Genomic DNA, 25,144 nt, shown 5'->3' on the forward strand with positions numbered 1-25,144 from the left:
TTACTGCGCTTGGGAGCTTTGGGCCACAGTGGCCGGCGGGGTCCAGATCACGTCCTTGATACTCAGCGGCTTGGGAATCAGCTTGAGCTGGAAGAACGTGTCGGCGATTTTCTGTTGTGCGGCGACCACGTCCGGGGTAAGGAACAGCGCGCCGTAGCCTTGGCGTTTCACCGAGGTCAGGGTGATGTCTGCCGGCAGACCGAGCAGTGGCGCGACCTGTTGGGTCACGTCCTCAGGATTGGCTTTCGACCATTCGCCGACCGCGCGCACTTCTTCGACGAGAGTCTTGATCACCTCGGGATTTTTCTGCGCGTAAGGTTTGGTAGCGAGATAGAACTGGTGGTTGTCGACGATGCCTTTGCCGTCACGCAGGGTGTGCGCTTGCAGTTGCTTCTCGGCGGCCGCCTGGTACGGATCCCAGATGACCCAGGCGTCGACGCTGCCACGCTCGAACGCGGCGCGGGCATCGGCCGGCGGCAGGAACACAGTCTGAATGTCGCTGTACTTGAGGCCGGCGTCTTCCAGTGCGCGCACCAGCAAGTAGTGAACGTTGGAGCCTTTGTTCAGCGCGACTTTCTTGCCTTTGAGATCGGCCACCGATTTGATCGGGGAGTCTTTCGGCACGAGGATCGCTTCGCTGTTTGGCGCTGGCGGTTCGTAGGCGACGTAGAGCAGGTCGGCGCCAGCGGCCTGGGCGAAAACCGGCGGAGTTTCGCCGGTCACGCCGAAGTCGATCGAGCCAACATTGAGGCCTTCGAGCAGTTGCGGGCCGCCGGGGAATTCCGTCCATTGCACATCGACGCCTTGCGCGGCCAGACGTTTTTCCAGCGTGCCTTTGGCCTTGAGCAGCACCAGCGTGCCGTACTTCTGATAACCGATCCGCAAGGTCTCGGCTTGAGCTTGAGTAATGGCGCCAATGGACACAGCCGCAGCAAACAGAGCGACCAGACCACGACGCAAAAATACAGGGCGCATGGCGCTCTCCTTTTTGCTGTTGGGTTGTGGCTGCACCTGCTTGCCCGTTGGCGGGCGAGTAAGGCCAGTACTTCAAATTGCGGTGAGACTCAAATGCTCCAGCGGGCACTCAACAAACGTTCGTTCAACAAGCCCGGCTCCAGCGGTTTCGGCCGGCGCGCCATGGCGCCGACAAACTGCTCCAGCGCTTCATGCAGACGCTGCTCCAGCGCTGGAGCCAGTTGCGCGGCGGCACTGCCTTCGCCGTAAGCGATCTGGCTGTCCTCGGCGAAAATACCCTGCAGCATTTCCTGGGCTTTGAGTGCCGACAGCACAGGCTTGAGCGCGTAATCGACCACCAGCATGTGGGCGATACTGCCGCCGGTGGCCATCGGCAAGACAATCTTGTGGCTCAGCGCACGTTCCGGCAGCAGATCCAGCAGGGTCTTCAGCGCTCCGGAAAACGAGGCCTTGTACACCGGCGTGGCGATCAGCAGGCCATCGGCGTTTTCGATCTGTTGCAGCAGGTCGAGGACCTTCGGGCTGTCGAAGCGGGCGTGGAGCAGATCCTCGGCCGGGAAATCCCGTACCTGATAACTCACCACTTCCACCCCTTGCTGCTGCAACCAGCGTTGCGAACGCTCCAGCAGCACTCCGGAACGGGAGCGCAGGCTGGGGCTGCCACCGAGTGAGACGACCAGCATTGCAGATTCCTTTAAGCGTTACAGGCGATTCGCAGGCTGCGATCTCGCTTCAATGGCAGTGACCTTACCAGTTGATTTATATATCCATAAATCATATTTATTCATTTAGTTATGCGTTTAAGAGATATACCTTTTAGCCGAATTCAGGCGAAAAAAAAGGCCGTCGAGACGGCCGAAATTCCCCTGCATCGTGGCTCTTAAAGCTCAATTGCGGGTTGCCTGCGCTGACGCCTTCGCGGGCAAGCCCGCTCCCACATTTGGAATGCGTTCTCCCTGTGGGAGCGGGCTTGCTCGCGAAAGCGCCGGTAGCTACGGCCAATATCTCACTGATTCATTTGTTCGGCTGCGGCGTCAGGCGCAGGTACGGCTTCACCGCGCGGTAGCCTTTCGGGAAGCGCTGTTTGATCTCGTCCTCATCCTTGAGCGACGGCACGATTACCACTTCTTCACCGTCCTGCCAGTTGGCCGGCGTGGCGACTTTGTAGTTGTCGGTGAGTTGCAGCGAGTCGATCACCCGCAGGATCTCGTGAAAGTTGCGCCCGGTGCTCGCTGGGTAAGTGATGGTCAAGCGGATCTTCTTGTTCGGATCAATCACGAACAGCGAACGCACGGTCAGCGTGTCATTGGCGTTCGGGTGGATCAGGTCGTAGAGATCGGAGACCTTGCGATCGGCATCGGCCAGGATCGGGAAGTTGACGATGGTGTTCTGGGTTTCGTTGATGTCCTCGATCCACTTGTGGTGCGAGTCGACCGGGTCGACCGACAGCGCGATGGCCTTGACACCACGCTGGCTGAACTCATCCTTGAGCTTGGCGGTGAAACCCAGCTCGGTGGTGCACACCGGGGTGAAATCCGCCGGATGGGAAAACAGCACACCCCAGCTATCGCCCAGCCATTCGTGGAAACGAATCTTGCCGGCGCTGGAGTCCTGTTCGAAATCGGGGGCGATGTCGCCGAGTCTGAGGCTCATGGTGCTGCTCCTGATGAGGGATGGGAGACAACAACTGTAGCTCGTGATTGATCAGCGTGAAAAAGAATAAATAACTAGATATCTAGAACATTAAAGAATATTAAACATCTGTTCATTGGACACCGACCGGTATCGCGACGAACATCTCACGCAAGGTTCGAGAAGGCCTTGAGTTGCAGCAAAGAGGGAAATCGGGAAGGGCTTACGGGGGTGAGCCTGACTCGAAACGCAAAAGCCCCGTCCGGCGCGATGCCGGACGGGGCTTTTTTTTTGCTTCAGTAACTTGGTCGAGCTGTTACAGCAGCGGGATCGAGTAGCTGAGGATCAGGCGGTTTTCGTCCTGGTCGCGTTGACCGGCGATGTCGGTGCGCCACGAAGCGTTTTTCCACATGAAGCCGACGTTTTTCAACGGGCCTTCTGGAACAACGTACGCTACGGTCAGATCGCGTTCCCACTCGGAAGCGCCATTGGAAGTCTGGACGCGACGAGCGTAGGTATCTACGTTGTCACCGCGCAGGTAAACCATGCCGGCGGTCAGGCCTGGCACGCCAACTTTGGCGAAGTCATAGGAGTAGCGTGCTTGCCAGGTGCGCTCGCCGGCGCGGGCGAACTTCTGGATCTGCATGTCGGTGATCGTGTAGTTCGACGAACCGTCACCCTGGTTCAGCCAAGGGAAGTCGCTGCTGCCGTTGCTCACCTGATAGCCGCCACCAAAGGTGTGACCGGCAACGGTGTACAGGAACAAGCCGCTGTACAGGTTGTTGTCGACCTTGCCTTTGCCGTTACCCAGCGTACTGTTGCCGTACGCACCGTTGCTGAAGTAGTCCGAATCGTTGCCATTGCGGCCGTCATCGGAGCTATTGAAGTAACGGAAGTCGGACTTCAACACACCTGGGCCAATCGACCAGTTATGCACCAGACCCAGGAAGTGTTGCTTGTAGAAGTTTTCCAGATTGCCGTAGTAGTACTGGGCTGTCAGGTCTTTGGTGATTTTGTAGTCACCACCCGCGTAGATGAACTTGTTGCTGTTTGTGGTACGCGCAGTTGCGCCACCGATCGACAGCTGTTCATTGTTGCTGGAGTTACGACCTTTCACGTGCTCGATCTGGCCACCGACCAGCGTCAGGTCCTTGATCTCGCCGGAAGTGATCTGGCCACCCTGCCAGGTTTGCGGCAGCAGACGACCGTCGTTGGTGACGATGACCGGGTTCTTCGGCTGCAAGGTACCCAGCTTCAGTTCGGTCTGGGAAATCTTGGCTTTGGCCGTCAGACCCAGGCTGGAGAAGTTATCAACCGCCTGACCGTTGGATTCGCTTGGGAAAACAGTGCCGCCGTAGGCACTGCCAGGGGTGCCATCACCGTTAACGTTGCCGTTGGTGCCGCCGCCCGAATCCAGACGTACGCCCAACAGGCCGATGGCATCGATACCGAAGCCGACGGTGCCTTGGGTATAGCCTGAGATGAAGCGCAGGTCGAAGCCTTGGCCCCACTCTTCGTTGCGACTTGGTTCGGCAGTGCCGTTACGGTTGTCGGTGTTGATGTAGAAGTTACGCAGACCCAGAGTAGCCTTGCTGTCTTCGATGAAACCGGCGGCGCCTGCCTGCTGCGCCATAACCCCAACGGCCACAGCCAGGGCCAAGGTGGACTTGTTCATGTATCGCTCCTCTCGTTCTAATTCTTGTGTTCCTGGTTCGGGGTCGATTTGCCCTGAATCCTAAGATGCGCGATTAGCGCCAGACCGTGACTGCCAAGTCAATCGTAACCTTGTGTGTCTACGACCATCGTCTAATCGCAGGTGACTGGGTCCCTGCAGCGTAAAGATTTCCTGATAATCCCAAAAAGAATTTATTCATCCTTTTTCATACCATTCGGGTATATGGCCCATTAATGGCCATCCGCGCTGGGAAACAGCGTATCGGCGCCTAAGCTCATTCCTAAATGGTATTTGTTGACCTTTTTTTAGATCGATTAGCTTTGGCGTGCTCCCAACACGTCAAATCCCCTCGAAAAGGCGACGCATCATGGCGAAACGCGCACTATCAAGTCAATTTGTTACAGTTTGTGTATCGGCGCTGTTTTCTTTTTCCGCACAGGCCTCCGGTCTGACCGTGGGCTATCAAACCGGCATCGACCCGAGCAAAGTGCCGCAGGCCGATGGCGTCTACGAAAAAACCATTGGCGAGAAGATCGACTGGCGGCGCTTCAACAGCGGCCCGGAAGTCGTCACCGCCATTGCTTCCGGCGACGTACAGATCGGCAACCTCGGCTCGAGCCCATTGGCTGCAGCGGCCTCGCGCAATCTGCCGATCGTGGCGTTTATTGTTTCGGCGCAGATCAATGCCGCCGAAGCCTTGGTGGTGCGCAATGACAGCGGCATCGACAAGCCGCAGGATCTGGTCGGCAAAACCATCGCCACGCCGTTCGTGTCGACCTCCCATTACAGTCTGCTCGGAGCGCTGAAGCACTGGGGCCTGACTACTTCGCAAGTCAAAGTGGTCAACTTGCAACCGGCGGAAATCGCCGCCGCGTGGAAGCGGGGCGACATTGACGGGGCGTTTGTCTGGTCGCCGGCGCTGGGCGAGATCCGCAAGACCGGCAAGACCCTGACCGACGCCGCCCAGGTCGGCCAGTGGGGCGCGCCGACCTTTGAGGTTTGGGTGGCGCGCAAGGACTTTGCCGAGAAGCATCCCGAGGTTGTGGCGAAATTTGCCAAGGTCACCCTGGATTCGTTCGCTGATTACGCGGCGCACAAAGACAGCTGGACGGCCGGCTCGGTGCCAGTACAGAAAATCGCCAAATTGACCGGTGCCAACGCGGCGGATGTGCCGGAACTGCTGGCCGGCTCCACATTTCCGGATGCTCAGGCGCAGCAGACCACCGCGCTGCTGGACGGCGGCACCGCGAAGGCAATCGCCGAAACCGCGAAATTTTTGAAGGAACAGGGCAAGGTCGAGACTGTGCTGCCGGATTATTCGCCGTATGTCAGTGCGAAATTCGTAACGCAATAAAAGCTTCGCGAGCAGGCTCGCTCCCACAGGTGCATTGATCGTTCCCACGCTCTGCGTGGGGATGCAGCCCGGGACGCCCGCGTCCCATCAAAAGCCGAACGCGGAGCGTCCGTTGAGGCATTCCCACGCAGAGCGTGGGAACGATCGATGGCGTGACGCGATTACAGCGTCTTCTCGAAAATCTTCGAATTACGCTGGTAGTTGTACAGCGACGCCCGTGCCGCCGGCAGGCGTTCAACGCTGCTCGGCTCGAACCCGCGCTCGCGGAACCAGTGCGCGGTCCGTGTGGTGAGGACGAACAGGGTCTTCAGACCCTGCGCCCGCGCTCGGGTTTCGATGCGCTCGAGCAATTCGTCGCCACGGCCGCCATGGCGATACTCCGGGTTCACCGCCAGACACGCCAGTTCGCCGGCATCGGAGTCGGCAATCTGATACAGCGCCGCACAGGCGATGATCATGCCTTCACGCTCGACCACGCTGAACTGTTCGATCTCGCGCTCCAGCACTTCGCGCGAGCGGCGCACCAGAATGCCCTGCTCTTCCAGCGGACTGATCAGATCGAGCAACCCGCCGACGTCTTCGATCGCCGCCTCGCGCACCCGTTCGAATTGCTCCTGTGCGACCAGCGTACCGCCACCGTCACGGGTGAACAACTCGGTCAACAGGGCGCCGTCTTCGGCGTAACTGACGATATGGCTACGCGCCACGCCGCCACGGCAGGCTTCGGCAGCCGCGTCGAGCAACTCCGCTTGATAATTGCTCATGCCCAGACGCTGCAAATGCGCCGGCACCTGTTGTGGGCGCAGTTCGCGCACCAGTTTGCCGTTCTCGTCGATCAGGCCAAGCTCGGCGCCGAACAACAGTAGCTTGTCCGCGCCCAGATCAATCGCGGCGCGGGTGGCGACGTCTTCGCAGGCAAGGTTGAAGATCTCGCCGGTTGGCGAGTAGCCCAGCGGCGACAGCAGCACGATCGAACGCTCATCGAGCAGGCGATTGATGCCCTTGCGATCGACCCGACGCACTTCGCCGGTGTGGTGATAGTCGACTCCTTCGAGGACGCCGATCGGCCGCGCGGTGACGAGGTTGCCACTGGCCACGCGCAGACGTGAGCCCTGCATCGGTGACGAGGCCATGTCCATGGACAGCCGCGCTTCGATGGCTATGCGCAACTGGCCGACCGCATCGATCACACATTCGAGCGTCGCGGCATCGGTGATGCGCATGCCGTGATGGTAATGCGGGGTCAGGCTACGGGCGGCGAGGCGGGTTTCGATCTGCGGGCGCGAACCGTGCACCAGCACCAGACGTACGCCGAGGCTGTGCAGCAAGACCAGGTCGTGGACGATATTGCCGAAGTTCGGATGCTCGACGCCGTCGCCGGGAAGCATGACGACGAAGGTGCAGTCGCGGTGAGCATTGATGTAGGGAGACGCGTGGCGGAGCCAATTGACGTATTCGGGCATGAACCTGGGCCTGTAATAAAGAGCAGCCGAAAAAAGGGGCGAAACGAAAAACGCACAGCGGGCTGATGGTTATCGTCGGAACAGGCTTGGCGACACGCGCGCTCTCCTCATGAATACGGGTTGGGGTGCAGGCAATTTACCGGGTTCGGTCAGATAAAACACAGATCTCCTGGTGGGAGCGGGCTTGCTCGCGAAGGCGTCCTGTCAGTCGCCAGCAAAGTGTCTGAAACACCGCTTTCGCGAGCAAGCCCGCTCCCACAGGGGATATCAGGGTTTGTCCGGGCTCAGGCAGTAATGTTCAATCAACTGCCGAATCAGATGCACGGTAGGCTGCAAACGTGACATTTCAAGGTACTCGCCCGGTTGATGCGCGCAGGCAATGTCGCCGGGGCCGAGCACGATGGTTTCGCAGCCGAGGCGCTGAAGATAAGGCGCTTCGGTGCCGAACGCTACTGCTTCGGCGCGATGGCCGGTGAGCTTTTCGGCGACGCGCACCAGTTCGGCGTCTTCGGCCTGCTCGAACGGCGGCACTTCCGGAAACAGCGGTTGGTAATCGATCTTCACTTTATGCCGCTCGGCGACCGGGTTGAGCTTGCGCAGGATTTCCGCACGAAGCACGTTGGGGTCCATGCCCGGCAGCGGCCGCAGGTCAAACTCCAGCGAACACTGGCCGCAGATGCGATTGGGGTTGTCGCCGCCATGGATGCAGCCGAAGTTCATCGTCGGTTGCGGCACGCTGAATTGTGGATTGCTGAATTCGCGTTGCCACAACAGGCGCAGACCACGCAGTTCGCCGATGGCATCGTGCATCGCTTCAAGGGCGCTGTGGCCCAGGCGCGGATCTGAAGAGTGGCCGCTCCGCCCGAGGATATCGATGCGCTCCATCATGATGCCTTTGTGCATGCGGATCGGCTTGAGCCCGGTCGGCTCGCCGATCACCGCCGCGCGACCCAACGGTTGCCCGGCCTCGGCCAGCGCGCGGGCGCCGGACATCGAGCTCTCTTCGTCGCAGGTGGCGAGAATCAGCAGCGGCTGCCTGAACGGTTGCTCAAGCAGCGGTTGCACGGCTTCAATGATCAGCGCAAAAAAGCCCTTCATGTCGCAGCTGCCCAGCCCGACCCAGCGGCCATCGACTTCAGTGAGTTTCAGCGGGTCGGTCTGCCACAACGCGTCATCGTACGGGACCGTGTCGCTGTGCCCGGCCAGCACCAGGCCGCCGGGGCCACTGCCGAAACTGGCGAGCAGATTGAATTTGCCGGGGCTGACCTGCTGGATGTCGCAGTTGAAACCCAGGTCACCCAGCCAACCCGCCAGCAGATCGATGACGGCGCGGTTGGATTGATCCAGGCTCGGTTGGGTACAGCTGACCGATGGCGCTGCAATCAGCGCGGCGAACTGGTCTTGCATGGATGGCAATGGCATCACTGACTCCAGGTCCCGGATTGAGACCCACTATAGAACCATCCGGCGCGCGGAATAAACCGCCGCAGGGCGTAGGAAGTTTGACTCCTGTACACTGCACGGCCTTGGCAGCCACACATTCCCCCGGCTGCGTTCCCGATATCCTGGATTTTCCGGCCATGCAGAAAGAAACCGAAATCAAACTCCGCGTCAGCCGCGAAACCCTCGCCGCGCTGCGTGAGCACCCGCTGCTGAAGAAACGCAACAAAAGTGGCTGGGAACGCCGTGAGTTGATGAACCAGTATTTCGACACCCCCGAGCGCGACCTGGCCCGGGCCAAAGTCGCCCTGCGCCTGCGCAAGGATGGTGACGAAGTGATTCAGACCCTCAAGACCCGTGGCCAGAGCGTCGCCGGTCTGTCCGAGCGTAACGAGTACGACTGGAAACTGCCGAAAGCCAAGCTCGACGTGAAGAAGCTCGACGGCGAATGCTGGCCCGAGGCGCTGGCCGAGCTGGACAAGAAAACCCTCAAACCGATCTTCACCACCGATTTCGTCCGCGAGCGCGCCGAAATCGCCTGGGGCCGTGGCAAGACCAAAGTGGTCATCGAAGCCGCGCTGGACCTCGGTCACGTGGTGGTCGGCAAGCAGAAGGAAGAAATCTGCGAGCTGGAACTGGAACTGCGCGAAGGCGAACCTGCCGCGCTACTGGAGCTGGCTGCCGAACTGGCCGAAACCCTGGCTTTGATGCCGTGCGATATCAGCAAGGCTGAGCGCGGTTATCGCCTGCACGACGCCAACAGTTACTCGCTGAGCTTGCCGGCGCCGCAGCTGACCACCGAAACCCGCCTCGACGACGCCTTCGCCGCACTGAGCTGGCATTTGCTCGGCAGCAGCCAGCGTCTGGCCGAGCAGTATCGCTTCAACGGCCACTGGCGCCTGCTGCAGGACTGGGTCGAGAGCCTCGCGGAAATGCGCGCGCTGCTCAGCAGCCTCGGCCAGGCCGCACCGCGTCAGTCGACCCACGATTTGCGCGTGGCCCTCGATGCCTTGCTGGAAGACTGGCGTCCGCTGGTCCAGGTCGGCATTGAAGACGAAGACGTGCGCAAAGCCGCGCCGGAACAATTCCTCGAAGAACTGGAAGACCCGCGCTGGGGCCAGTTCTCGCTGAACGCTTCGCGCTGGCTGTTGGCCCGCACCTGGACCGCCGAGCGCAATACTCGCGGCAATCGTCAGGGTGATGCGCAATTGCACAGCTGGTTGCCGCGTCTGTTGGGCGAAGAAGCCACCGCTCTGCAGTTGCAGCGCTATCAGCAACAGCCGGAAGATCTCGCCGAGCAACTGCCGCGGATCGAGCGCATTCAGGTCTGGCTGCACCACGCGCGCAACGTGCTGGACATACCGGAAATGGATCGCCTGTACGGTGAACTGAACAAACTGGCGCAACTGGCCAACGAGCCGACCATCACCGACGAACTGCTCGATGCGCGCAAGCACCAGGCGATTGCGGTGTACCAGAACCGCGCCTGGAAAATCCTTCTGCGCAGCTAAACACCTTCCCACCTGATCGTTCCCACGCTCTGCGTGGGTACGCCTCAATGGACGCTCTGCGTCCGCTTTGGGACGCAGAGCGTCCCGGGCTGCATTCCCACGCGGAGCGTGGGAACGATCATCCCCTGTGGGAGCGAGCCTGCTCGCGAAGAGGCCAGCTGCCTTACCTCAAACCGGCAGGCTGGTAGTGGATTTGATCTCCGACAGCGCCACGATCGAATTCACTTCCTGTATCCCCGGCACCAGCGACAGCTTCTCGAAAAAGAACCGCTCGTACGCCTCGATATCCGCCGCAACAATGCGCAGCATGAAATCCACCGCCCCCATCAGCACATAACACTCCAGCACTTCCGGAAAGCCGCGAATCGCCTCGGTGAACTCTGTGAAGTTCGAGCGGCCGTGAGCGTTGAGTTTGATCTCGGCAAAGATCTGCGTATTCAGGCCGATCTTCTTGCGATCCAGCAAGGTCACCTGGCCGCGAATGATGCCCTCCTCCTTCATCCGCTGAATCCGCCGCCAGCACGGCGATTGCGACAGGCCCACCTGCTCGGCGATCTGCGCGCTCGACAGCGAAGCGTCTTCCTGCAGCAAGGCAAGGATCTTGCGGTCGTAGGCATCCAGCTCGCTGTGCATAAAAAATCCTCAAAGATCAACTTTCACGAATCAACTCTTTCGATAAATCCGTTCAGGCGCCGATCATAGCCAAGAAATACCCCGCACCGAATGTAAAAATTTCTCCACTGATCTGGAGATTCACCATGCCGCACCTTGAAGCCGTAAACAGCCCCGCCACCCGCGCCGATGTCTGGAACGTCAACAACGCCCACTGCCTGGCGCAGTACCGAATTCTTGCCGAGGCCGAGCCGGATCTGCTGGTGCGCGTGCTGAATCTGTTCGCCTTGCAGTTTCTGACCCCGGAGCAGGTCAAGGTCCAGCGCCAGGACGATCTGCTGTCGATCGATCTGCTCATGGGCGGCCTGAGCTGGCATCGCGCGCAAGTGATCGGGGAAAAACTGCGTAACCTGATCAGCGTCTGCTCGGTGGATCTGCACAACGCCGACGCGGCGTGGCAAGCGCCCGCCCAGGCTGCCGGCTGACAAATCCGGCAACGGCTTCGTCGGGTAGTGGCCCAACGGTCAGCGGGGCCACGACTATCCTTTTGCGCATGTCGCTCAAAAAGGAACGCCGCATGTCCGTTCAATTTGCCACTCAGGACCGCTGGCTGGACCTTAACGATGTCTTGCGTGAACTGGTCGCCCAAGGCTTCATCTGCCAGGACGCGGCGGAACAGGCGCTCAATGCCCGCCGTCGCCATGCTGCTCACGGGCAGATGCATCCGCTGGAATTCATCGCCAGCCAGCAACTCGACGACCTCAGCCGTCCGGGCAAACATCTGGATCTTGAAAGCCTGACCCTGTGGCTGGCGCAGCAGGCCGGCCAGCCGTACTTGCGCATCGATCCGCTGAAAATCAACGTCGCGGCGATCACGCCGCTGATGTCCTACGCCTTCGCCCAGCGCCACAAAATTCTCGCCGTCGCGGTGGACCGCGATGCCGTGACCGTGGCCAGCGCTCAGCCCTACGTCAGCGGATGGGAAGCCGATCTGACCCACGTATTGAAGCTGCCGATCAAACGGGTCGTGGCCAATCCCGTGGACATCCAACGGTTCAGTGTCGAATTTTTCCGGCTGGCCAAATCCGTCAGCGGCGCCAGCAATGCCGACGCGCAGAGCGGCAACCTCGGCAACTTCGAACAACTGCTCAACCTCGGTGCCAGCGATCAGGAGCCGGACGCCAATGACGCTCATATCGTCAACATCGTCGACTGGCTGTTCCAGTACGCCTTCCAGCAACGCGCCAGTGATATCCACATCGAACCGCGCCGCGAGCACGGCACCGTGCGTTTTCGCATCGACGGCGTGCTGCACAACGTCTACCAATTTCCGCCGCAGGTGACCATGGCGATCGTCAGCCGCCTGAAAAGCCTCGGCCGCATGAACGTCGCGGAAAAGCGCAAACCCCAGGACGGCCGGGTCAAGACCAAGACGCCGGACGGTGGCGAAGTGGAGTTGCGTCTGTCGACTTTGCCGACAGCGTTCGGCGAAAAAATGGTCATGCGGATTTTCGACCCCGAAGTGCTGCTGAAGAATTTCGACCAGTTGGGTTTCAGCGCCGACGACCTGCGCCGCTGGCAGGACATGACCCGTCAGCCCAACGGCATCATTCTGGTCACCGGGCCGACCGGTTCGGGCAAGACCACGACCCTGTACACCACCCTGAAAAAACTGGCGACGCCGGAGGTCAACCTCTGCACCATCGAAGACCCGATCGAAATGGTCGAGCCGGCCTTCAACCAGATGCAGGTGCAGCACAACATCGAACTGACCTTCGCCGCCGGAGTGCGCGCGCTGATGCGCCAGGACCCGGACATCATCATGATCGGCGAGATCCGTGATCTGGAAACCGCCGAAATGGCGATTCAGGCCGCGCTCACCGGGCACTTGGTCTTGTCGACCCTGCACACCAACGACGCGCCAAGCGCGATCAGCCGTTTGCTCGAACTCGGCGTGCCGCATTACCTGATCAAGGCGACCGTGCTCGGGGTCATGGCCCAGCGTCTGGTGCGTACTTTGTGCCCACACTGCAAGACGCCGCTGACGCTCGAGGATGAAGACTGGCAAACCCTGACCCGGCCCTGGCAAGCGCCGCTGCCGAGCAATGCGCAACGGGCGATCGGCTGCCTGGAATGTCGCGACACCGGCTATCGCGGCCGCGCCGGGGTCTACGAAATCATGCAACTGAGCGACAGCCTGAAGGCGCTGATCACTCCGGACACCGACCTCACCGCGATCAGGCGCCAGGCCTTCAAGGAGGGCATGCGCAGCCTGCGCCTGTCCGGTGCGCAGAAAGTCGCGGCGGGGCTGACCACGGTGGAGGAAGTGCTGCGGGTGACACCGCAAAGTGAGTTGAAATAAGTCGGCACGGAACTGGATCGGGGATCGGCTATCCAACGCCGTAGTCAATCCCAGGAGTCACCTCATCATGCGTCTCAAACTTGCTGTCGCCACCTTGGCCCTGCTGTCGCTTCCCGTTGGTTCGGCCATGGCGGACAGCTTTTGGCGTAACGTCATCTCCTCCGGTGCCACGACCGGTTCGACCTACCTGACTTTCAAGGATCACAAGCTGATCGTCGCCGCTCAGGACGACGCCGGCAGCTTCGTCGCCAGTGACGGCGGCATCCGTGGCCCGTACCTGGAAGCAGCCATGCAGAAAGTCCGCGCCGACAATCCGGGCCTGCAGGCTTCGGACATGGAACTGGCGAACGCGATTCTGGCGAAGAACGCGGTGGCGTCCGAATAAGCCTTTCGCGTATGAAAATGCCGCTCGATCGAGCGGCATTTTTTTTGCGCCAGAATCAAAAGATCGCAGCCTTCGGCAGCTCCTACCTTTGGAATGCATTCCTACTGTAGGAGCTGCCGAAGGCTGCGATCTTTTGATCTTCAGCGGTAATCATCGACCGGCACACACGCGCAAAACAGATTGCGATCGCCGTAAACGTTATCCACCCGATTCACCGCCGGCCAATACTTGTGCGCCCGGGTGTGCGCATCCGGGGTTATGGCCTGTTCGATGCTGTAAGGGCGCTCCCAGATTCCAGTGACATCGACCAAGGTATGCGGCGCGTGTTTGAGCGGGTTGTCTTCGGCCGGCCAGTTGCCCTTATGCACTTCATTGATCTCGGCGCGAATGCTCAGCATCGCCGCGATGAAGCGGTCGAGCTCTGCCTTGGATTCGCTCTCGGTCGGCTCGACCATCAAGGTGCCCGGCACGGGGAAGGACATGGTTGGCGCGTGGAAGCCGTAATCCATCAGCCGCTTGGCGATGTCTTCCTCGCTGATGCCGGTCTGCGCCTTCAGTGGGCGCAGATCAAGAATGCATTCATGCGCCACCCGGCCATTGCGCCCGGTGTAGAGCACCGGGAACGCGCCGGATAAATGCTGCGCCAGATAATTCGCCGCCAGAATCGCCACTTCACTGGCATCGGCCAGTTGCGGGCCCATCATGGCGATGTACATCCAGCTGATCGGCAAAATGCTCGCACTGCCCCACGGTGCTGCGCTGACCGCGCCGTTCTGCGCCAGCGGCCCGTCAACCGGCACCACCGGATGGTTGGCGACGAACGGCGCCAGATGCGCGCGAACCCCGATCGGGCCCATGCCCGGCCCGCCGCCGCCATGGGGAATGCAAAAGGTCTTGTGCAGATTCATGTGCGACACGTCGGCGCCAATGTCCGCCGGTCGGGCGAGACCAACCTGGGCATTGAGATTGGCGCCATCCATATACACTTGGCCGCCGTGCTGGTGGATCACTGCGCAAATTTCGCTGATGCCCTCCTCGTAAACGCCATGGGTCGACGGATAGGTCGCCATCAGGCACGACAACTTGTTCCCCGCCTCGGCGGCTTTCAATTTCAAATCATCCAGATCGACATTGCCCGCCTCATCGCATTCGACAATGACCACGCGCATCCCGGCCATCTGCGCCGACGCTGGATTGGTGCCGTGGGCCGACGACGGAATCAGACAGATATCCCGCGCGCCTTCCTTCCGGCTCTCGTGATATTTACGGATCGCCAGCAGCCCGGCGTATTCACCTTGAGCGCCAGAGTTGGGCTGCATGCAGATCGCATCGAAACCGGTAATCGCACAGAGCCAACGCTCAAGCTCCTCGATCATCAGCGTGTAACCGACGGCCTGCTCTCTCGGTACGAACGGATGCAGATTGGCGAACTGCGGCCAGGTGATCGGGATCATCTCGCTGGTGGCGTTGAGCTTCATCGTGCAGGAACCGAGCGGGATCATCGACTGGTTGAGCGCCAGATCCTTGTTTTCCAGCTGCTTGAGGTAACGCAGCATCTCGGTTTCGCTGTGGTGAGCGTTGAACACCGGATGTTGCAGATACGGCGTACTGCGCTGGAGTTCGTCGGGAATTCCCGAGGCGATGTCCTGCGCATCAAGCGCATCAACGCTCAGGCCGTGATCGGCGCCGAGCAGCACATCGAACAGCTTCGCCACGGTGTGTTCATCACAGGTCTCGTCCAGACTCAGACCGACGCGACCGCGCCCGAGAATGCGCAGGTTGATCTGCGCTGCCTGAGCGCTTTCGATGATTGCGGTTTGTGCGCCGCCGACTTCCAGCGTCAGCGTGTCGAAGAACTGCCTGTTGAGCCGTTTGATGCCGTTGCGCTCGAGTCCCGCCGCGAGGAGGCAGGTCAGGCGATGCACGCGCTGGGCGATACGCTTTAAACCCTCGGGACCGTGATACACCGCGTAGCAACTGGCGATATTGGCCAGCAGCACCTGCGCGGTGCAGATGTTCGAATTGGCTTTCTCGCGGCGGATGTGTTGCTCGCGGGTTTGCAGGGCCATGCGCAGCGCGACGTTGCCGCGAGCATCTTTCGACACACCGATGATCCGCCCCGGAATCGCTCGTTTGTATTCCTCGCGGCTGGCGAAAAACGCCGCGTGCGGGCCGCCATAACCCATCGGCACACCGAAACGCTGGGACGAACCGAACACCACATCGGCACCCAACTCACCCGGCGGCGTCACCACCAGCAGGCTGAGCAAATCGGTGGCGACGCAGGCGAGGGCCTGTTGTGCGTGCAGGTGGTCGATCAAGGGTTTGAGGTCGCGGATTTCACCGTGGGTGTCGGGATATTGCAGCAGCGCACCAAACACCTCGTGCTGCGAGAGGTTATCCACCGCGTCGACGATCAGCTCGAAGCCGAAACCTTCGGCGCGAGTCTGCACAACGGACAGGGTTTGTGGATGGCAGTTTTCATCCACAAAAAACAGATTGCTCTTCGACTTCGCCACGCGCTTGGCCAAAGCCATGGCTTCGGCCGCTGCGGTGGCCTCATCGAGCAGCGAGGCGTTGGCCAGTTCCAGGCCGGTGAGGTCAATGGTCAGTTGCTGAAAATTCAGCAGCGCTTCGAGCCGGCCCTGGGCGATCTCTGGTTGGTAGGGGGTGTACGCGGTGTACCAGCCGGGATTTTCCAGCACGTTGCGCAAAATGACGGTCGGCGTGACGGTGCCGTGGTAGCCCATGCCGATCAGGCTGGTGAACAGTTGGTTCTGCTCGGCATACCCGCGCAGTTTCATCAACGCAGCTTGTTCGTCGACGGCCGGCGGCAGATCCAGCGCCCGATTGAAGCGGATGCCCGGCGGCACGGTCTGCTCGATCAGCTCGGCGCGACTGCCAAGACCGAGGCTGTCGAGCATCGCCTGCTGCTCGGCAGCATCCGGGCCAAGGTGACGGCGCAGAAAGGCTTCGCTATCGCGTAACTGGCTCAGGGACGACAACTGGGACATGACGGGCTCTCCTGGCTGACGGTTGGCGTCAATCGACACGGTCAAACCAGCATAGCAGTGCCCTCGAAGATCAAAAGATCGCAGCCTTCGGCAGCTCCTACCTTTGGAATACATTCCCCTGTAGGAGCTGCCGAAGGCTGCGATCTTTTGATTCTGAAAAAAAACCCCGACGAATCGGGGCTTTGGGTTTGGCCGGCGACTTACTCGCCGATCGCAGCCTTGTACGCACCAGCATCCAGCAGCTTGTCCAGCTCGGCCTTGTCGCTTGGCTTGAGCTTGAAGATCCATGCGCCGTACGGGTCGGAGTTCAGCAACTCGGGCGAACCGCTCAGCTCTTCGTTGATCGCGATGACTTCACCGCTGACCGGGGCATAGATGTCGGAGGCGGCTTTCACCGACTCGACCACACCGGATTGATCACCGGCGGCGAACACCTTGCCGACTTCGGTCAGTTCGACGAATACCACGTCGCCCAGCGCTTCCTGCGCGTGATCGCTGATGCCCACGGTGACAGTGCCGTCGGCTTCCAGACGCGCCCATTCATGACTTTCAGCAAAACGCAGTTCGGCAGGGATATCGCTCATCTTCGGTGTCCTCGAGAAATTGTCAGCGGTCATGCCCGCCAGAAAAGGTTAGATCAAGGTTTTGCCATGGCGCACGAAGGTCGGTTTGACCACTCGCACCGGGTACCACTTGCCACGGATTTCCACTTCGGCGCGGTCGGCGGTTGCCATCGGTACACGCGCCAGGGCAATCGATTTGCTCAGCGTAGGAGAGAAACTACCACTGGTGATCTCCCCTTCGCCAACATCGGCGATGCGAACCACCTGGTGAGCGCGCAAAACCCCGCGCTCTTCCAGCACCAGACCGACCAGTTTGTGCGCCACGCCGGCAGCTTTTTCCGCCTCCAGCGCCGCGCGGCCGATGAACTGACGCGAGGCCGGTTCCCAGGCGATGCTCCAGGCCATGTTCGAAGCCAGCGGCGAAACGTCCTGATGAATGTCCTGACCGTAAAGGTTCATCCCGGCCTCGACCCGCAAGGTGTCGCGAGCGCCGAGGCCGATCGGCGAAATGCCGGCGCCCACCAGATCGTTGAAAAAACCCGGGGCCTGATTCGCTGGCAGGCAGATTTCCAGGCCATCTTCGCCGGTGTAGCCGGTACGCGCGATGAACCAGTCGCCGTCGACGGCGCCTTCGAAAGGTTTGAGTTGCTGGATCAGCGTGGCGCGGGACTGGGTCACCAGTTCGGCAATCTTGTGCCGGGCTTGCGGCCCCTGTATGGCGAGCATCGCCAGCTCGGAGCGCTCGTGCAGTTGCACTTCGCAAGCGCCGAGCTGCGCGTTCATCCACGCCAGATCCTGATCGCGGGTGGAGGCGTTGAACACTAGCCGGTACGCGTCGTCGAGGCGATAGACGATCATGTCGTCGACGATGCCGCCACGCTCGTTGAGCATGGTGCTGTACAAAGCCCGGCCGGGGCTGTGCAGACGTTCGACGTCGTTGGCCAGCAAATGCTGGAGCCAGGTCTTGGCCTGGGCGCCGGTGACATCGATCACGGTCATATGGGAAACATCGAACACCCCGCAATCGCGACGCACTTCGTGGTGCTCCTCGACCTGCGAGCCGTAATGCAGTGGCATGTCCCAACCGCCAAAATCGACCATCTTCGCGCCGAGCGCGAGGTGCAGGTCATACAGAGGCGTACGCTGTCCCATGGGTTTCTCCTTCCGGGCGTGGCGAGGGTGCGGACCGCCGCTATACGGCTGGAAACCTTGATAAATAAGGCTTTCAGCCGATTCCAGCGCACGGGTCTGTCAGACGAACCGCACCGAATGCCGCGCATTGTAGCCGCATGATGTAGGACTGACGACTAAGTGTTTCGGTGCGCGGAGCGCCTGATCAATCCGATAACCGGCAACAGACCGACCAACACCAGCGTCAGTGCCGGCAACGATGCCCGCGCCCACTCGCCTTCGCTGGTCATTTCAAAGATGCGCACCGCCAGCGTGTCCCAGCCAAACGGGCGCATCAGCAGGGTCGCGGGCATTTCCTTGAGCACATCGACGAACACCAGCAGCGCCGCGCTCAACGTGCCGGGCAGCAACAACGGCAGATACACTTTGAAAAACAGTCGCGGCCCACTGACACCCAGGCTACGCGCCGCTTCAGGCAAAGATGGCCGTATACGCGCCAGGCTGCTTTCCAGCGGCCCGTAAGCGACAGCAATGAATCGCACCAGATAGGCCATCAGCAACGCCGCGAGACTGCCAAGCAGCAACGGTTTGCCGGCACCGCCGAGCCATGACGAAAGCGGAATCACCAGCTCGCGATCCAGATAACTGAAAGCAAGCATGATCGACACCGCCAGCACCGAACCGGGCAAGGCGTAGCCGAGATTGGCCAGACCGACGCCGGAGCTGATCGTCTGGGTCGGCGCCAGACGCCGGGCAAAGGCCAACAACAACGCAACGCTGACGGTGATCAGTGCCGCCATCGCTCCCAGATACAGCGTGTGCAGGATGAGCCCGGCGTAGCGTTCATCCAGATCGAAACGCCCGCGCTGCCAGAACCACACCATCAGTTGCAGCAGCGGAATGACGAAGGCGCAGGCGAACACCAATCCACACCAGGCCGTCGCCGCGAACGCCTTGATTCCGCGCAGGTGATACAGCGCTTTCACCCTTGGCCGCTCATTGCTGGCCCGATTCGCCCCGCGTGCCCGGCGTTCGCCGTACAGCACCAGCATCACCACCAACAGCAACAGACTGGCCAGTTGCGCCGCGCTGGGCAGGCTGAAGAAGCCGTACCAGGTTTTGTAGATCGCCGTGGTGAAGGTATCGAAGTTGAACACCGACACCGCGCCAAAATCGGCCAGGGTTTCCATCAGCGCCAGCGCCACACCCGCGCCAATCGCCGGGCGCGCCATCGGCAACGCAACCCGCCAGAACGCCTGCCACGGCGACTGCCCGAGCACCCGCGCCGCTTCCATCAAACCTTTGCCCTGAGCCAGAAACGCGGTGCGCGCCAGCAGATAAACGTAGGGATAAAAGACCAGCACCAGCACCACGATCACCCCGCCGGTGGAACGCACTCTCGGCAGGCGCAGGCCGCTGCCAAACCATTCGCGCAGGAGGGTTTGCACGGGGCCGGCGAAATCGAGCAGGCCGACGAAGACGAACGCCAATACATACGCCGGAATGGCGAAAGGCAGCATCAGCGCCCAGTCGAGCCAGCGCCGACCGGGGAATTCACAGAGGCTGGTCAGCCAGGCAAGGCTGACGCCCAGCAGGGTCACGCCGACACCGACGCCAAGGATCAACGTCAAGGTATTGCCGAGCAGGCGCGGCATCTGGGTTTGCCACAGGTGCGACCAGATCTGCTGATCGATGGTCTGCCACGACAACAGCAGCACACTCAGCGGTAACAGCACCAGAGCGGCGATGGCGAAGACGATGGGGTACCAGCGGCGCTGGGCGGGGTAGGCCACTTTTGAATCTCGCGGATAGGTCGTGGAGTGTGGGGAGAAAAGCAAAAAGATCGCAGCCTTCGGCAGCTCCTACATGTGAAACGTGTTCCCCCTGTAGGAGCTGCCGAAGGCTGCGATCTTTTGCTCTTTACAACAGCAGAATCAGTTCCACCCAGCCCGATCCATCATCCGGATCGCTTCGGCCTGGCGTTTGCCCGCCACCTCAACCGGCAAGGTATCGGCAACAAACTTGCCCCACGCCGCCACTTCTTCCGATGGCGCCACTGCCGGGTTGGCCGGGAATTCCTGGTTCACGTCGGCGAAAATTTTCTGCGCCTCTGGCGTGGTCATCCATTCAACCAATGCCTTGGCCGCTTCCGGGTGCGGTGCGTGTTTGGTCAGGCCGATGCCCGACAGATTCACATGCACGCCGCGATCGGCCTGATTCGGCCAGAACAGTTTCACCGGCAGTTCAGGCTTCTGCTTGTGCAGGCGGCCGTAATAGTAGGTGTTGACGATGCCGACATCACACTGCCCGGCACTGATCGCTTCCAGCACCGCAACGTCATCGGAGAACACGTCGGTGGACAGGTTGTTGACCCAGCCCTTGAGAATTTTCTCGGTCTTCTCGGCGCCGTGGACTTCGATCATGGTCGCGGTCAGCGACTGGTTGTAGACCTTCTTCGCCGTGCGCAGGCACAGGCGGCCTTCCCAATTCTTGTCGGCCAACGCTTCGTAGGTGGTCAGCTCGCCCGGTTTCACCCGTTCGGTGGAGTACGCGATGGTCCGCGCGCGCAGGCTCAGGCCGGTCCAGGCGTGGGTGGACGAGCGATATTGCTGGGGAATGTTGGTGTCGATGGTTTTCGAGGTGAATGGCTGGAGGATGCCCATTTGCTCGGCCTGCCACAGGTTGCCGGCATCAACCGTGAGCAGCAGGTCGGCGGTAGCGTTCTCGCCTTCGGCCTTGATGCGCTGCATCAATGGCGCTTCCTTGTCGGTGATGAACTTGATCCTCACCCCGGTCTTGGCGGTGTAGGCATCGAACACCGGTTTGATCAGCTCGTCGATGCGCGACGAGTAAACCACCACCTCATCGGCAGCCTGGGCAGCAGTGCTGCCGATCAGGGTCAAGGCCAGTGCGGTCAGAAGACGCTTGGGTGCCAACATGGGAGTGGTCTCTCGGTCGGGAAATGTGGGCCAAATGATAAGGACTCACATTTACCACCACAATCGAACACTGGGGGAAGGCGTTACCAGATGTTGCACAGGCTGAATGTTGCGGTGACTGGACTGACGCCTTCGCGAGCAAGCCCGCTCCCACAGTTGGAATGCATTTGAACTGTGGGAGCGGGCTTGCTCGCGAAGAGGCCGTAAGCCTCGATAGACAACTAAGGCTTTGCCAGGGCTGGGAGGTCACCCGTCAACCCCAACGCCTCGCGCACAAACAACGCCTTCGCCTCCGGCATCCGCTCTACCACCTTCAACCCGGTATTACGCAACCAGCGCAGCGGCAGCGGATCAGCCTGGAACAACCGCTCAAAGCCCTCCATCGCGGCCATCAGCGCCAGATTGTGCGGCATGCGCCGACGCTCATAACGGCTCAGGACCTTGACGTCTGCCAGTGACTCGCCACGCTCATGCGCCTGCAGCAACACTTGCGCCAGCACCGCCGCATCGAGGAACCCAAGGTTCACACCCTGCCCGGCCAACGGGTGAATGGTGTGCGCCGCATCACCGATCAACGCCAGGCCTTGCGCGACATAGCGTTTGGCGTGGCGCTGACGCAGCGGTACGCACAGGCGCGGATCGGCACTGATCACCTCACCCAGGCGCCCTTCGAAGGCCCGCTCCAGCTCAGCGCAAAACGCAACGTCGTCTAGCGCCATCAAGCGTTCGGCTTCACTTGGCGTGGTCGACCAGACGATCGAGCACCAGTCCTGCTGACCATCACGCTCCAGCGGCAGAAACGCCAACGGCCCGTGATCGGTAAAACGCTGCCACGCGGTTTTGCGGTGCGCCTGAGTGCAGCGCACGCTGGTGACGATCGCATGGTGCAAATAATCCCACTCGCGAGTCGCCACGCCGGTGAGACGGCGCACAGCGGAATTGGCGCCGTCGGCCGCGATCACCAGCGGCGCGCGCAAGGAGCGGCCATCGGCCAGCGTCAACAGCCAGTCATCGCCGGAGCGACGCATCTGCTCCAGCCGCGCATTGGCGAGAAGGCCCAGATCGCAATCGTGCAAACGCTCGAGCAAAGCATCCTGCACCACGCGGTTTTCGACAATGTGACCGAGCACATCGGCATGCACGCTGCTCGCCGAGAAATGAATCTGCCCGGTGCCGCTGCCGTCCCAGACGTGCATGTCGGTGTACGGGCTGCTGCGCCGTTGGACGATGCCATCCCAGACGCCGAGGCGTTCGAGGATGCGCTGGCTCGCCGCCGACAATGCACTGACGCGCGGTTCGAACGCCGCTTCGGCATCGAACGGTTTCACGCTCAGGGCGCTGCCGTCGAGCAGCAATACTTCCAGGCCGCTGTCCTGTAGCGCCAGCGCCAGGGCGCTGCCGACCATTCCGGCTCCGACAATCAGCAGATCTGCACGCATTTCCATGCTTTAGGCCTGTCTCGCTTGCGGCTTGCGCCGCACGTAAGGGTTTTTACCGAGCGCACCCGTTGGCGGCGCGATCCTGAAATTGAAAGTGCCGCTCCGCCACTCAAGCATCCGGGCGTGTTCCCAGGCCCATTGCCTGCCGGGCGAACCAGCGTTTGGCCGGCGGCAGCAGGTCGAGGCCGAGCAGGCCGAGGTTGCGCCCCAGCGACACCAGCGGCTGGGTGCTGCCGAACAGGCGTGTGACCTGATCGGAAAAACCCACGGTGAGGTCCTGATCGAGGCGCTGCCGTTCGCGATAGGCCTGCAACGTGGCAAAGTCGCCCAGCGCTTTTTCGCTGCCCAGCAGCGCGGCGGCCAGAGCATCGGCGTCGCGCAGCGACAGGTTGAAACCCTGGCCGGCGATCGGGTGCAGGCTGTGCGCGGCGTTGCCGAGCACGGCCAGATGCGAACGCACCTGCTCTTCGGCTTCAACCAGCGAAAGCGGATACAGGTGCCGCGCGCCGACCTGTTTCAGCGTGCCGAGGCGGTAACCGAACACACCCTGCAATTCGCTGAGAAATTCCCGCTCACTCAACTCGGCCAGACGCTGCGCGTCCATGCCCAGACGCGTCCAGACCAGTGCGCAACGGTTGTCCGGCAACGGTAGCAAGGCCATCGGCCCTTCGTCGGTGAAGCGCTCGAACGCCATGCCGTTGTGCGCTTCGCTCGGGGTGATGTTGGCGATCAGCGCGCTCTGGTTGTATGGACGCGTGCGCACGTTGATGCCCAGCTGTTCGCGCAACCCGGAACGACCGCCATCAGCGAGCACGGCGAGGTCGCATTCCAGCGTGCTTTCATCGTTGAGGGTCAGGCGATAGCCATCGGCCAACGGCTCCATGCGCGTGACTTCCGCCGGGCAGCGCCAAGTGATGACGTCTTTGTCCAGGTGTTGCCACAGGCACTGGCCGAGCCAGGCGTTTTCCACCACGTAACCGAGCGCGGGCACGCCTTCTTCCATCGCCGACAAGCGCGCGGTGGAAAAGCGGCCACGGTCGGAAACGTGAATCTGTTTGATCGGCTCGGCACGGCGGGAAATTTCCTGCCAGACGCCCAGACGCTGATAAATCTGCCGCGAGCCGAACGACAGCGCCGAGGAGCGTGCGTCGTAGCTCGGCTGCCAGCTATCGCCGGGGGCGAAAGGTTCGATCAGGACGATTTTCCAGCCACGGGCCTTGGCCCCGGCCTGCAAGGCCAACGCCAGACTGGCGCCGACCAGACCGCCACCGATGATTGCCAGATTGACTCGACTCATGCTGCGTGTGTCCTTGCTTGTGCCATCAGCGCTTCGATCTCGGCGACGGTTTTTGGCACGCCGCTGGTGAGAATTTCACAACCGGATCGGGTCACGACCACGTCATCCTCGATGCGCACGCCAATGCCACGCCATTTCTTCGCCACGTTCTGATTGTCCGCCGCGATGTAGATGCCCGGCTCCACGGTCAGCGCCATGCCGACTTCCAGCACGCGCCATTCGCCGCCGACCTTGTACTCGCCAACATCATGCACATCCATGCCCAGCCAGTGGCCGGCGCGGTGCATGTAAAAAGCCTTGTAGGCTTCGCTGGCGATCAGTTCGTCAACGTTGCCCTGCAGCAAACCGAGCTTGACCAGACCCGTGGTGATCACCCGCACCGTGGCTTCGTGCGCCTGGTTCCAGTGCTTGTTCGGTGCAATCTCGGCGAACGCCGCTTCTTGCGAAGCCAGCACCAACTCGTAGATCGCCTTCTGCTCCGGCGAAAACCTGCCGTTGACCGGCCAGGTGCGGGTGATGTCGCTGGCGTAGCAGTCAATCTCGCAACCGGCGTCGATCAACACCAGATCGCCGTCCTTGAGCAACGCGTCATTCTGCTGGTAATGCAGGATGCAACTGTTGCGCCCGGCGGCGACGATCGAACCGTAGGCCGGCATCTTCGCCCCGCCCTTGCGGAATTCATAATCCAGTTCGGCTTCGAGGCTGTATTCATACAGCCCCGGACGACTGGCCTGCATCGCGCGGATATGCGCTTGCGCCGAGATCCGCGCGGCTTCGCGCATCACCTTCACTTCTGCCGCCGATTTATACAGGCGCATGTCGTGCAGCAGATGATCCAGGGCAACGAACTCATTCGGCGGTTGCGCGCCGAGGTGCGCCTTGGAACGGATCACGTTGATCCAGTCCATCAGGTGCCGATCAAACTCGGGGTTGCTGCCCATCGCCGAATACACCCGGTCGCGGCCTTCGATCAGGCCCGGAAGGATGTCGTCGATGTCGGTGATGGGAAAGGCGTCGTCGGCGCCGTACTCACGGATCGCGCCTTCCTGCCCCGCGCGCAGGCCATCCCACAATTCGCGCTCGGCATTGCGTTCACGGCAGAACAGGATGTACTCGCCGTGCTCGCGGCCGGGCATCAGGACGATGACGGCTTGTGGCTCGGGAAAACCGCTGAGGTATTGGAAGTCGCTGTCCTGGCGGTAGACGTGCTCGACGTCGCGGTTGCGGATCGCCACCGCGGCGGCGGGCAGGATCGCGATGCTGTTGGGTTCCATCTGCGCCATCAGCGCCCTGCGGCGCCGGCTGTATTCCGCTTTGGGGATATGGGTCATGGGCAGATGGTTTTCCCTGGC

The 25,144-nt window shown here is 61.1% G+C and carries 20 protein-coding genes; 5 read left to right on the plus strand and 15 right to left on the minus strand.

Translation table 11 applies throughout. From position 1 onward, the window contains the following. The 4 genes from CXF97_RS23265 to CXF97_RS23280 form a co-directional block, all read right to left on the minus strand. Complete coding sequence (locus CXF97_RS23265) at window positions 1-975, minus strand: sulfonate ABC transporter substrate-binding protein (RefSeq protein WP_101161469.1); 975 nt, start codon at window positions 973-975, stop codon at window positions 1-3. A gap of 89 nt (window positions 976-1,064) precedes the next feature. Then, entirely contained in the window at window positions 1,065-1,658 is a 594-nt protein-coding gene (gene ssuE, locus CXF97_RS23270) for an NADPH-dependent FMN reductase (RefSeq protein WP_101161471.1), read from the minus strand. A gap of 331 nt (window positions 1,659-1,989) precedes the next feature. Beyond that, window positions 1,990-2,628, minus strand: coding sequence for a peroxiredoxin (locus tag CXF97_RS23275; protein ID WP_024014725.1), 639 nt, complete (start codon window positions 2,626-2,628; stop codon window positions 1,990-1,992). A 295-nt stretch (window positions 2,629-2,923) separates the two neighbouring features. Next, window positions 2,924-4,282 carry an OprD family porin gene (locus tag CXF97_RS23280; RefSeq protein ID WP_016772649.1) on the minus strand — a complete coding sequence of 453 codons (1,359 nt, stop codon included), beginning with the start codon at window positions 4,280-4,282 and terminating at the stop codon, window positions 2,924-2,926. Window positions 4,283-4,649: 367 nt separating this feature from the next. Between CXF97_RS23280 and tauA the strand changes: the two genes are divergently transcribed. After that, entirely contained in the window at window positions 4,650-5,636 is a 987-nt protein-coding gene (tauA, locus tag CXF97_RS23285; protein ID WP_371918393.1) for a taurine ABC transporter substrate-binding protein, read from the plus strand. Between the two features lie 161 nt (window positions 5,637-5,797). Here the strand turns inward: tauA and argA are convergent, their stop codons facing one another. Together argA and argE are read right to left on the minus strand one after the other, a co-directional pair. After that, entirely contained in the window at window positions 5,798-7,099 is a 1,302-nt protein-coding gene (gene argA, locus CXF97_RS23295) for an amino-acid N-acetyltransferase (RefSeq protein ID WP_101161475.1), read from the minus strand. Between the two features lie 267 nt (window positions 7,100-7,366). Continuing rightward, complete coding sequence (gene argE / locus CXF97_RS23300; RefSeq protein WP_101161478.1) at window positions 7,367-8,521, minus strand: acetylornithine deacetylase; 1,155 nt, start codon at window positions 8,519-8,521, stop codon at window positions 7,367-7,369. A 158-nt stretch (window positions 8,522-8,679) separates the two neighbouring features. On the opposite strand from argE, the gene CXF97_RS23305 reads away from it, so the two are divergent. Next, window positions 8,680-10,050 carry an inorganic triphosphatase gene (locus CXF97_RS23305; RefSeq protein ID WP_101161480.1) on the plus strand — a complete coding sequence of 457 codons (1,371 nt, stop codon included), beginning with the start codon at window positions 8,680-8,682 and terminating at the stop codon, window positions 10,048-10,050. Window positions 10,051-10,218: 168 nt separating this feature from the next. Here CXF97_RS23305 and CXF97_RS23310 read toward each other — a convergent pair whose 3' ends face one another. Continuing rightward, window positions 10,219-10,683: an Lrp/AsnC family transcriptional regulator gene (locus CXF97_RS23310; RefSeq protein WP_024014730.1), complete on the minus strand. Its 465-nt coding sequence runs from the start codon at window positions 10,681-10,683 to the stop codon at window positions 10,219-10,221. A gap of 125 nt (window positions 10,684-10,808) precedes the next feature. Here CXF97_RS23310 and CXF97_RS23315 point away from each other — a divergent pair, with 125 nt between their 5' ends. From CXF97_RS23315 to CXF97_RS23325, 3 genes are all read left to right on the plus strand, one after another. Further along, entirely contained in the window at window positions 10,809-11,147 is a 339-nt protein-coding gene (locus CXF97_RS23315; protein WP_101161482.1) for a hypothetical protein, read from the plus strand. A gap of 92 nt (window positions 11,148-11,239) precedes the next feature. Then, window positions 11,240-13,024, plus strand: a complete 1,785-nt coding sequence (locus tag CXF97_RS23320; protein WP_101161485.1) for a GspE/PulE family protein — start codon at window positions 11,240-11,242, stop codon at window positions 13,022-13,024. Window positions 13,025-13,088: 64 nt separating this feature from the next. Next, the gene (locus CXF97_RS23325; protein ID WP_172667868.1) at window positions 13,089-13,409 is read left to right on the plus strand and encodes a DUF2388 domain-containing protein; all 321 of its coding nucleotides are present in this window, start codon (window positions 13,089-13,091) and stop codon (window positions 13,407-13,409) included. A gap of 140 nt (window positions 13,410-13,549) precedes the next feature. On the opposite strand, the gene gcvP is transcribed toward CXF97_RS23325, so the two are convergent. The 8 genes from gcvP to pepP all read right to left on the minus strand — a co-directional run bounded on the left by gcvP (window position 13,550) and on the right by pepP (window position 25,123). After that, window positions 13,550-16,423 (minus strand): aminomethyl-transferring glycine dehydrogenase, encoded by a 2,874-nt coding sequence (gene gcvP, locus CXF97_RS23330; RefSeq protein WP_101161487.1) that lies wholly within the window; start codon window positions 16,421-16,423, stop codon window positions 13,550-13,552. Between the two features lie 200 nt (window positions 16,424-16,623). Continuing rightward, a complete protein-coding gene (gcvH, locus tag CXF97_RS23335) occupies window positions 16,624-17,007 on the minus strand; it encodes a glycine cleavage system protein GcvH (RefSeq protein ID WP_101161488.1) in 384 nt (127 codons plus the stop codon). Between the two features lie 48 nt (window positions 17,008-17,055). Continuing rightward, complete coding sequence (gene gcvT / locus CXF97_RS23340; RefSeq protein WP_101161490.1) at window positions 17,056-18,138, minus strand: glycine cleavage system aminomethyltransferase GcvT; 1,083 nt, start codon at window positions 18,136-18,138, stop codon at window positions 17,056-17,058. 155 nt (window positions 18,139-18,293) lie between these two features. Continuing rightward, on the minus strand, window positions 18,294-19,910 hold the full coding sequence (locus CXF97_RS23345; RefSeq protein ID WP_101161492.1) for an iron ABC transporter permease: 1,617 nt from the start codon (window positions 19,908-19,910) through the stop codon (window positions 18,294-18,296). 141 nt (window positions 19,911-20,051) lie between these two features. Further along, entirely contained in the window at window positions 20,052-21,056 is a 1,005-nt protein-coding gene (locus tag CXF97_RS23350) for an extracellular solute-binding protein (RefSeq protein ID WP_101161494.1), read from the minus strand. Between the two features lie 221 nt (window positions 21,057-21,277). Then, entirely contained in the window at window positions 21,278-22,495 is a 1,218-nt protein-coding gene (locus CXF97_RS23355) for a 2-octaprenyl-3-methyl-6-methoxy-1,4-benzoquinol hydroxylase (RefSeq protein WP_178081231.1), read from the minus strand. Between the two features lie 109 nt (window positions 22,496-22,604). Next, window positions 22,605-23,792 (minus strand): 2-octaprenyl-6-methoxyphenyl hydroxylase, encoded by a 1,188-nt coding sequence (gene ubiH, locus CXF97_RS23360; protein ID WP_101161498.1) that lies wholly within the window; start codon window positions 23,790-23,792, stop codon window positions 22,605-22,607. Further along, a complete protein-coding gene (gene pepP, locus CXF97_RS23365; protein ID WP_101161500.1) occupies window positions 23,789-25,123 on the minus strand; it encodes a Xaa-Pro aminopeptidase in 1,335 nt (444 codons plus the stop codon). The genes ubiH and pepP overlap by 4 nt, the downstream gene beginning before the upstream one ends. Between the last annotated feature and the right edge of the window lie 21 nt (window positions 25,124-25,144).

The sequence above is a fragment of the Pseudomonas sp. Choline-02u-1 genome, assembly GCF_002836515.1.
GTDB lineage: Bacteria > Pseudomonadota > Gammaproteobacteria > Pseudomonadales > Pseudomonadaceae > Aquipseudomonas.

Coding starts and splice junctions, on each gene's coding strand:
- CXF97_RS23265 (WP_101161469.1), bottom strand. CDS start 975: ATGCGCCCTGTATTTTTGCGTCGTGGTCTGGTCGCTCTGTTTGCTGCG.
- ssuE (WP_101161471.1), bottom strand. CDS start 1,658: ATGCTGGTCGTCTCACTCGGTGGCAGCCCCAGCCTGCGCTCCCGTTCC.
- CXF97_RS23275 (WP_024014725.1), bottom strand. CDS start 2,628: ATGAGCCTCAGACTCGGCGACATCGCCCCCGATTTCGAACAGGACTCC.
- CXF97_RS23280 (WP_016772649.1), bottom strand. CDS start 4,282: ATGAACAAGTCCACCTTGGCCCTGGCTGTGGCCGTTGGGGTTATGGCG.
- tauA (WP_371918393.1), top strand. CDS start 4,650: ATGGCGAAACGCGCACTATCAAGTCAATTTGTTACAGTTTGTGTATCG.
- argA (WP_101161475.1), bottom strand. CDS start 7,099: ATGCCCGAATACGTCAATTGGCTCCGCCACGCGTCTCCCTACATCAAT.
- argE (WP_101161478.1), bottom strand. CDS start 8,521: ATGCCATTGCCATCCATGCAAGACCAGTTCGCCGCGCTGATTGCAGCG.
- CXF97_RS23305 (WP_101161480.1), top strand. CDS start 8,680: ATGCAGAAAGAAACCGAAATCAAACTCCGCGTCAGCCGCGAAACCCTC.
- CXF97_RS23310 (WP_024014730.1), bottom strand. CDS start 10,683: ATGCACAGCGAGCTGGATGCCTACGACCGCAAGATCCTTGCCTTGCTG.
- CXF97_RS23315 (WP_101161482.1), top strand. CDS start 10,809: ATGCCGCACCTTGAAGCCGTAAACAGCCCCGCCACCCGCGCCGATGTC.
- CXF97_RS23320 (WP_101161485.1), top strand. CDS start 11,240: ATGTCCGTTCAATTTGCCACTCAGGACCGCTGGCTGGACCTTAACGAT.
- gcvP (WP_101161487.1), bottom strand. CDS start 16,423: ATGTCCCAGTTGTCGTCCCTGAGCCAGTTACGCGATAGCGAAGCCTTT.
- gcvH (WP_101161488.1), bottom strand. CDS start 17,007: ATGAGCGATATCCCTGCCGAACTGCGTTTTGCTGAAAGTCATGAATGG.
- gcvT (WP_101161490.1), bottom strand. CDS start 18,138: ATGGGACAGCGTACGCCTCTGTATGACCTGCACCTCGCGCTCGGCGCG.
- CXF97_RS23350 (WP_101161494.1), bottom strand. CDS start 21,056: ATGTTGGCACCCAAGCGTCTTCTGACCGCACTGGCCTTGACCCTGATC.
- CXF97_RS23355 (WP_178081231.1), bottom strand. CDS start 22,495: ATGCGTGCAGATCTGCTGATTGTCGGAGCCGGAATGGTCGGCAGCGCC.
- ubiH (WP_101161498.1), bottom strand. CDS start 23,792: ATGAGTCGAGTCAATCTGGCAATCATCGGTGGCGGTCTGGTCGGCGCC.
- pepP (WP_101161500.1), bottom strand. CDS start 25,123: ATGACCCATATCCCCAAAGCGGAATACAGCCGGCGCCGCAGGGCGCTG.